The organism is Chamaesiphon polymorphus CCALA 037 (assembly GCF_003003845.1).
In the GTDB taxonomy this organism is placed as follows: Bacteria; Cyanobacteriota; Cyanobacteriia; order Cyanobacteriales; family Chamaesiphonaceae; genus Chamaesiphon; species Chamaesiphon polymorphus.
Genome location: NZ_PVWO01000244.1, coordinates 1 through 8506, shown reverse-complemented (window position 1 = coordinate 8506; position 8506 = coordinate 1). Strand labels below are relative to the sequence as shown.

Sequence of the window (8506 nt, the reverse complement as noted above, 5' to 3'; positions counted from 1 at the left end):
CCCCGCTCCCCACCCCCATCTCCTCGAATCCAGCAACACCTAAACTTGTTTGAGACGGTAGCCCAATCCATGTACCGTTTCGATCGAATCGTCAGGCGCGCCAGCATCGCGCAATTTCTGTCGCAAACCACGAATGTGAGATTTGATGGTATCTTCTGTAGGAGCGGCTTCTAGCGACCAAATCCGCTCGATAATTCCCGATCGACTCATAATCCGTCTACCATTAGAAACGAGCAATTCCAACAAGGCGTATTCTTTGGGCGTGAGATATACCGGAGTGTTGTCATAACTGACCTCGTGGGTACTAGGATTCACAGTCAGACTGCCCCACGATAAACACAGGGATTCGGCACTACCTCGCCGCAGGAGCGCGCGAACTCTGGCCATTAACTCTGGCATTTCAAAAGGTTTGACCAAATAGTCATCCGCCCCTGCATCCAAACCTGCGATTTTATCCACGAGCGTATCGCGGGCAGTCAACATCAGTACGGGTAAACTGTAACGATGCGATCGCAAGCGTTGGGCAAAACCAATGCCATCTAGTTTCGGCAAAGTTACGTCTAAGACGATTAATTCAAAATCGATTACTTGCACCCACTCCCATGCTGCTTCTCCATCTGCTGCAACTTCTACGACGTATTGTTTAGCTGTCAATGCTTCTTTCAACATTGCCGCCAATCGCAGATCGTCTTCTACTACTAAAATACGCATAACTTAAAGTGTTATTAGCCGATTATTCGAGCATTAATAATTGAGGCGATCGATTACTTAAATAATTACCAAATAACATGGGGTAAAGCCACTGCCTTGAGGCAGATTGTGCTTGGTTCATTTTCATGGACGGGAAACCCGTCCGAAAATGAATCCGCTTTTTAAGACGGAGTTGAAACATCCGTCTTAAAACCCCAATTATCAATTCTCAATTATCAATTATCAATTAATCTAAAGATGTTTAAAAAAATTCACTGGTCGAGCGAGAACAAATTAATTGCAACTGGATTTAGTATTGCTTTATGCTTGACTGGTCTGACGAGTTTAATTTCCTATCATAATGCCACCGAACTAATTGAAAGTGCCGCTAGGGTAGAACGCACTCATAAGGTTTTTAGCAATCTCACCGATATTATGTCAATTTTAGCAGATGCTGAGTCTGGGCGTCGGGGCTATCTTCTATTTAAAGATCTCACGGAATTGCAGCGTTATCAAGTTGCAGCTAAAAATATCAAGCCAAAGATCGATCGATTGGAGCAGTGGAGTAAGACGCCGATTCACCAGCAGCAACTTACTCGGTTAAGATATTTAATCGCTCAGAAATTCGATCTATCCGATCGATCTATTTCTTTAAATCGCCAAAATCCCGATCTTAAAATAGAGCAGTCGAGGCTGCTGACTGAAAATCAAAAAAATCGTCTCCAAATTCAGCAATTAATTACGGAAATGCGGATCGATCGAGAGCAGTCTCTTCAATATTTAGTCGAACGATCTCAATTAAATACCTCTTATCGAATCCCGATTGAAGTTCTCAGTACCTTGCTCAGCTTTGCAATTCTGTTTGGGATGTTTGCACTAGTTTATCGCCAAACGCTCAAACGGGATCGGGCAGAAGCGCAGCAAGAGACATTAGCCCAAGCACGGGAACTCAGCGAACTCAAGTTGCGATTTTTCTCAATGGTTTCCCATGAATTTCGCACTCCGTTGAGTATTATTTTGGGTTCGGCACAATTACTATCAGATGACGATCGACAGTGGACTCACGAGCAAAAATTCATCAATTTAGAGCGCATTCAATCTTCGGCTCGCTCTATGAATCAGTTGTTGACAGATATTTTGACTTTAACCAGAGCAGAAGCAGGTAAACTGGAGTTTAATGCAAACTTAATGGATGTCGAAAGCTTCTGTATCAATTTAATTGAAGATATTAAGCTATGTGACGAGCCGAGTCACGCGATCGAGTTTATCAGTCACAGTTACTGTCCCCACGCGAGATTAGATGAAAGATTACTATATTCAATTTTGAGTAATTTACTGATTAATGCTCTTAAATATTCACCGCAAGGTGGCACTGTTAAGTTTATTCTAAAATGCGAACCTAATGTAAATATTTTTCAGATCGAAGATCGAGGAATTGGCATTCCCTTAGAAGTTCAAGCAAATCTCTACGAACCATTTTTTCGCGCTAATAATGTAGAGAATATCGTCGGAACCGGGTTGGGTTTAGCGGTAGTTAAAAAGTGTGTGGACTTGCATCAAGGGGAGATTTTTGTAGAAAGTAAAGTTGGCGAAGGTACGACTTTTACCGTCAAAATTCCGCAAAAACTTAGCACTCAAACTACAAAATAACGGCGTTACTGAATTCAGGTATAATTTATCTTTGAGACATGCCCTGAAATTGAAGGTAGGGGTAATTCATGAAGCGAGTGAAATCACGCGGAGGTTCCCTCCGCATGTGTTTCACTCAAGACAGTATCTACCTTCGATTTCAGGGCATTTCATACATCAGTTCTGCAATGCCAAAACAACCATGCTTTTCTGACACTTAGTCCGCACGAACTGACGATCGATTTGCCGATCTAGCAATTGATAACAATCCCCAGAAAACTAGAATGCTGCCGACCCCAAACCACAGCGAGGGAATTTCGCGTAAATGGAAGTGAGACGAGAGAGCGCATCCGCAATTCTCAATGCTCTAAAGTGTCTCCAAATAACTGAGCAGATCGGCCATCTCTTGCGGACTGGGCTGAAATTGAGGCATGGGTGGCGTGTTGCCACTGGTGACTTGTTCGATCAGACTGTGAGGAGATTTGCGCTTGGAGATGTCGCGCAGACTGGGGCCTACGCGGCCACTGGCATCGAGTCCGTGGCAGCCGCTGCAATTAATCTGAAAGATGGCATGTCCCAAAGTTGGATCGCCCGTTTTTGCCAATACGCTGGTAGTATAGGGATTGGATTCTCGGAGCGAGTACCAACCGACGATCGCCACCAAACAGATCGTCAAGCATGTCAAGATCGGCAATCCAATCTGTTGCCACGATGTTTGTCTGAGTTTTGGTAGTCGGATATCCAAGACGAGCCTGCTATAAATTGATATAAATTAAGGATTCTAAAAAACACAGATCTCGCACTAAGGCTCATCCGTGCATTTAACAGTGTATCCATAAATTTAAGATTTCGTATACATTTCTTAAATATCTTAAGCTTTTTCTCGTATTGTAAAGTTTTACAGGTCAGTCTGAGTCGGCACGATCGCCAGCTTAGACCCAAATATTACAAAGTAATTGCAGCCCCAATGCTAACTGCGCTTGATACCTTGCATCGATCGCCCTAAAACCGATACGCTAGAGGGACTTATTTTAATTAGTTACGGAGTTTTAATGTCGTGGTCGAACCTTTACTATCTGGAATCGTTCTGGGCTTAGTTTTCATTACCCTCAGCGGTTTGTTTGCAGCAGCCTACATGCAGTACAAGCGCGGCAATCAAATTGGGCTTTAGGCTTTAGGCTTTAGGCTTTAGGCTTTAGGGGATAGGGAATAGGCTTTAGGTTTTAGGTTTTAGGCTCACCCAGTCTCCCCCTCTCCCCTTCTCCCCGTCTCCCGTCTCATCATCTACATCCTTGATCTGATAAAAAGACACAGCGGTATTGCCATAATCTTTGCGACGACAGAGTTCGAGTGTCGGTAAAGAGGTGGGTAAATTACTTATCTGTGGGTTAGGACTATGTTCGACTGCTATTTCTCCGCTGATAGCCAGTAACTCATAACGCTCGATCGCGGCTAAGACTGGCTGATATAAGTCGCCAGCATAGGGCGGATCGAAATAAATCCGATCGAACTTTTGGCCGTCGAGACGTGCCAATCCTGAAACTACATCCGATCGCAGGAGTTGAAATGTTTGGGTGGTACCTGCGACTTTAGCCCAATTTTGCTCGATAATCTGGCAAGCGGCATTCGATCGTTCGATGCCGACGACAATTTTGGCGTCTCGACACAATGCCTCGGCACCCATTGCTCCACTACCACTACACAGATCCAACCACCGACAATCGGCGATCGATCCTTGCCAGATGTTAAATAAAGCCTGTCGGACGCGCGCGGGTGTAGGTCGAGTTTCTAGTCCCGGCAAGGTTTTTAGCTCCCGATTGCCATAGATTCTAATACTCACATCTTGCACCAATTCATAAATACTTATTACTGCTACAACCCTTAGGTACCCACAAGGGGCACCCCCAGATGTACACGTCGCTATCAACTATCAACGATCGACTAATTAACTCCCCGCTCCACTACAACATCACCTGATTGAAATGATTGCGCGGATCGAAAGTACGAGCCGCCCGGATTTTTTCATACAGTTCGCGCTCGGCAGGACTGATACTCTTGGGTGTTGCAATCACAATCTTTGCTAGTTGGTCGCCACGTTCGCCGCGAGGGTTGGCCCAACCTTTACCGCGCAGTCTCAGAGATTGCCCCGATCGGACGCCAGCAGGCACGTTAACCGTCACCATGCCATCTGGGGTCGGAATCTCAATTTGGGCACCTAGAACGGCCTCGTCGGGGGTAACTGGGACTTCACAGATGAGTTGTTCTCCCTCTAGTCGGAAGAAGGGATGGGGTTGCAATTCGACAGTTAGGTATAAGTCGCCGCGTTGTTTGTTGTAGGTATTGATATTTCCTTTGCCGCGTACTCTAATCCGACTGCCAGCTTTGGCACCACCAGGAATGCGCACCTTGATCGTTTCCGTACCGAGATTGAAGCTCTTTTGGACGCCTTTGTAGGCTTCAGTGAGCGAAAGGCTAATCGTGGCTTCGCGATCGCCGCCGAGATTATTCGTGCTACTACTGGTGCTAGCATTGGTAGTAAAATTCTCTGCTCCAGCAGCTTTGCCAGCAGCAGGATTTGGAGTGCCAGAATTATTAAATCTACCTAATAACTCGTTAACAAAATCATCAAAGTTATTGTACTGACCGAAATCAACCGTGTTAAAGTCGCCAGGTCGAGTGGTACCGGGAGTCGCGCCAGGGGTCGATCGAGTAGTAGTATTATTGGCACGGGGTTGTTCGGATTGTTTCCAGTATTGACCGAATCTGTCGTACTGAGTGCGTTTATCGACATCCGAGAGCACTTCATTGGCTTCAGTAATCTCTTTGAATTTTGCTTCCGCAGTTTTATCTCCTGGATTGAGATCGGGATGATATTTACGTGCTAGCCGCCGATAGGCTTTTTTGATATCATCCGCACTGGCGTTCTTGTTTACCCCTAAGAGCGCGTAGTAGTCTCGAAAATTTGTCGCTGCCATATTCTGAGTTAGTGGCTATTGGATAGCGATTTGCGCTCGTCGGGTTCCCCGACGGGGACAGCAAATCAAGAGGGCGATCTGCCAAAACGTTCGGTATCCGGACGTTTTGGCAGATCGAGAGAGTAGCTAGAGAGAACTTTTGCCGTCGATCGAACCCCACCGCGAGGTAATCGTTACTTCATTATGCCCTTGTTGACTACAAAGTTTATCGCTCTCTACCGTGCGAAAGTCGGGACGCACGCATAAGATCGTATTTCATAGAGTGCAGATGGAGATCGGTTATACTCCATCGTCTACTTATTCTTATTATGCAAAATTAACGCGACATCTTTGGCAAAATAAGTCGGGATTAAATTAGCACCCGCACGCTCAATACTCAGCAAAGTCTCCATAACCATCGCTACCATTATTTATTATGCAAAATTAACGCAACATCTTTGGCAAAATAAGTAAGGATCGGATCGGCACCAGCTCACTCGATCCTCAATAAAGTCTCCATGATGATTTTCTGCTTCTCGATTCAACCGAGTTGGGCGGCAACTTCGATCGGCGAATATTCCCCACTGACATTATAGAACCCATTTGAGATCTTCTAGTCTAGTGGGGAGGGTGGGTTTGTTCTGTATCGATAGGTGCTTGGTGGGAAACCCAGCGTTGGCGAAGCCTCTACCTTAGCAGATATGCGTGCCGCAAACCTGCCCTTCCCCAGCAATATTTACCTATCGATCCCTTCTGAAAAGATCTCAAATAGGTTCTATAAACTGCAACTGGAATGTTACCAGACGATCGCTACCACTATTTGTGATGCAAAATTAACGCGACATCTTTGGCAAAATAAGTCAGGATTAGATCGGCACCAGCACGCTTGATACTCAATAAAGTCTCCATGATGATTTTCTTCTCATCGATCCAACCGAGTTGAGCGGCAGCCTTGATCAGAGAATATTCGCCACTGACATTATAAGCCGCAACTGGGACGTTGCAGTTGGCTTTGACTTGATGGATGATATCCAAATATGCCAAGGCAGGTTTGACCATAACAATATCTGCACCTTCGATGATATCGAGTGCGACTTCTTCCAATGCTTCGCGAGCGTTAGCTGGATCCATTTGGTAAGTTTTCTTATCGCCAAATTTGGGTGCGGAGTCCAATGCATCGCGGAATGGCCCATAATAAGCCGAAGCATACTTAGCAGAGTATGCCAAAATGCCCACATCGGTAAAGCCATTGGCGTCTAAAGCCTTGCGAATCGCCCCAATTCGTCCGTCCATCATATCTGAAGGTGCCACCATATCGCAGCCTGCTTGGGCTTGGGACACGGCCATTTTAATCAGGATGGCGACGGTTTCATCGTTGAGGATGACACCATTTTCGTCGATGACGCCATCGTGTCCGTGAGTGGTAAAGGGATCGAGCGCGACATCGGTAATGACGATCGTCTCTGGAGTTTGGGCTTTAATCGCGCTGACAGTCTGCTGTGCCAATCCTTCAGGATTATAGCTTTCGGTGCCATTGTCATCTTTTTTCGACTCGGAGACGACGGGAAATAGGGCGATAGCTTTAACGCCTAATGTATATAGCTCGGCAACTTCTTTGAGCAGCAGATCGAGTGTGTAACGATAACAACCTGGCATGGAGGCGATTTCTACGCGCTGATTTTCCCCTTCCATGACAAACATCGGATAAATCAGATCGTCAACACTAAGTTGAGTTTCGCTTACCAGGCTGCGGATGCTAGGATTGCGACGCAGGCGGCGGGGACGTCTGGTAAGTGAGAGTGGATCGGACTCAGGATGGGGGCGAGACATAATATATAAGTAGATCGCAGTAGCCACTGATTATAGCGAAAAATACGATCGAGCTTCAATTTATCAAGTTAGTGGGGAGTTGGGAGTGGGTAGTGGGTAGTGGATAGTGGATAGTGGATAGTGGATAGTGGATAGAGTGTAGTAATTGTGTTTTCTACTCCCAACTCCCAACTCCCAACTCCCAACTCCTAACTCCCTAATCACAACTAGTCCAAGTTCGCGCGCTCACCGTGCGTCCGTTGATGGTAGAGGTTGATTGGCTGACGGAATAATTTCCTTCACCACTGCATTGAATCGACTGCCGTTGCTCGCTCCGCGCCGAGTGAGAACCATTGCTACTCGAACTGCGAATAGTAGTACTGCGAATAGTGGAGCCAGAGCGGGAATAAGTATTTGTAGTTACAGTTGTTTGCGAGTCCGAATTCATCTTTTTAGGCGTAATAGTTGGCGAGAACGTGCGTCGGCGTCCGCTGACTGGAGTGCGCTGCCAATGACGATCGCGACCGACAGACAGGGGTGTTTGTGTTGATTTGGGCGTAATGATTTGGATTCTTGGGGTTTGAATTATCATCCAATCATTGGTGTTTTGGATGTAAATATTTCCGACAGATATATATGAATCTGGCTCTATTTCTTGAGCGCGAACTGGATTGGGAGACAGCAATAAAACTGCGAATACCAATAGACTAAACTGACGATAAAACATAGAACTTACCTCAGGGCTAGAGATTAGTAGATGGGCAGGAGTTAGATAGCGCAGAAGTTAGATAGCAATGAGTCGATATTCGCCAAAATTAGCCGATTGGAGATCGAGTCTGAGGAGTTTGTCGGGCTGCGACTATTAACGCCAACTCGCCAACGGAATGGCGCGAGCTAGTAGTCACTAATTAATTTAGCGTTAGGATATAACTACATAGCCCGTGCTAGTAATTCCACAAAACTCCAGATGATTGTTTGCGATCGTGGCAGCGGGCTACAAAATCCACACTCAAAATTGTTATCTCATCATGCTCGGTAATTTCCAACGAAGTGAATTGCGGATTGAAGTGCCAGCTACACCTAGTATGATTCGCGATCGATTATTATCTCCGCCAGCACTGACAAAGTGGCTTTTTCCCCAGCAGATGAAGTTTTCCAGTCAGGATCTGCTGACTGTGGGCACGCAGTTTGAAACTAGTTTCGGCCCCGCAACTGTCAAGTGTCAAGTCGATCGGGTCAATTCCCAATGTTTGCGACTGATTCTCAGTCAAGGTGTCGATGGTTATCAAGAATGGTACTGGGGTGAAGGCTGGGTTCAATCTCGCCTAGAAGGAATTTCGCTCATCCCTCTCAATCTGTACCAAACGGCGACTTTATTCCGATTGCAGCAGTCTTTGAAGACGGGAAGTAGATGAGTGGATGGG

General features: G+C 46.0%; 10 protein-coding genes. 3 read left to right on the top strand and 7 right to left on the bottom strand.

The window, feature by feature from the left end:
• Nucleotides 1-39: 39 nt before the first annotated feature.
• A complete protein-coding gene (locus tag C7B77_RS17555) occupies nt 40-711 on the bottom strand; it encodes a response regulator transcription factor (protein WP_106307598.1) in 672 nt (223 codons plus the stop codon).
• Between the two features lie 237 nt (nt 712-948).
• On the opposite strand from C7B77_RS17555, the gene C7B77_RS17550 reads away from it, so the two are divergent.
• Nucleotides 949-2340 carry a sensor histidine kinase gene (locus tag C7B77_RS17550; protein ID WP_106307595.1) on the top strand — a complete coding sequence of 464 codons (1392 nt, stop codon included), beginning with the start codon at nt 949-951 and terminating at the stop codon, nt 2338-2340.
• 346 nt (nt 2341-2686) lie between these two features.
• On the opposite strand, the gene C7B77_RS17545 is transcribed toward C7B77_RS17550, so the two are convergent.
• Nucleotides 2687-3064 (bottom strand): c-type cytochrome, encoded by a 378-nt coding sequence (locus C7B77_RS17545; protein WP_106307592.1) that lies wholly within the window; start codon nt 3062-3064, stop codon nt 2687-2689.
• Between the two features lie 312 nt (nt 3065-3376).
• On the opposite strand from C7B77_RS17545, the gene petG reads away from it, so the two are divergent.
• A complete protein-coding gene (petG, locus tag C7B77_RS17540; RefSeq protein WP_015161879.1) occupies nt 3377-3490 on the top strand; it encodes a cytochrome b6-f complex subunit V in 114 nt (37 codons plus the stop codon).
• 45 nt (nt 3491-3535) lie between these two features.
• Here petG and rsmD read toward each other — a convergent pair whose 3' ends face one another.
• From rsmD to C7B77_RS17515, 5 genes are all read right to left on the bottom strand, one after another.
• A complete protein-coding gene (rsmD, locus tag C7B77_RS17535; protein WP_245894251.1) occupies nt 3536-4159 on the bottom strand; it encodes a 16S rRNA (guanine(966)-N(2))-methyltransferase RsmD in 624 nt (207 codons plus the stop codon).
• Nucleotides 4160-4280: 121 nt separating this feature from the next.
• The gene (locus C7B77_RS17530) at nt 4281-5294 is read right to left on the bottom strand and encodes a DnaJ C-terminal domain-containing protein (protein WP_106307589.1); all 1014 of its coding nucleotides are present in this window, start codon (nt 5292-5294) and stop codon (nt 4281-4283) included.
• Nucleotides 5295-5587: 293 nt separating this feature from the next.
• Nucleotides 5588-5686 (bottom strand): hypothetical protein, encoded by a 99-nt coding sequence (locus C7B77_RS31730; protein WP_342761361.1) that lies wholly within the window; start codon nt 5684-5686, stop codon nt 5588-5590.
• A gap of 403 nt (nt 5687-6089) precedes the next feature.
• On the bottom strand, nt 6090-7103 hold the full coding sequence (gene hemB / locus C7B77_RS17520; protein ID WP_106307604.1) for a porphobilinogen synthase: 1014 nt from the start codon (nt 7101-7103) through the stop codon (nt 6090-6092).
• Nucleotides 7104-7299: 196 nt separating this feature from the next.
• Nucleotides 7300-7809, bottom strand: a complete 510-nt coding sequence (locus C7B77_RS17515; RefSeq protein WP_106307586.1) for a hypothetical protein — start codon at nt 7807-7809, stop codon at nt 7300-7302.
• A gap of 301 nt (nt 7810-8110) precedes the next feature.
• Here C7B77_RS17515 and C7B77_RS17510 point away from each other — a divergent pair, with 301 nt between their 5' ends.
• A complete protein-coding gene (locus C7B77_RS17510; RefSeq protein ID WP_106307601.1) occupies nt 8111-8497 on the top strand; it encodes a hypothetical protein in 387 nt (128 codons plus the stop codon).
• Nucleotides 8498-8506 lie beyond the last annotated feature (9 nt).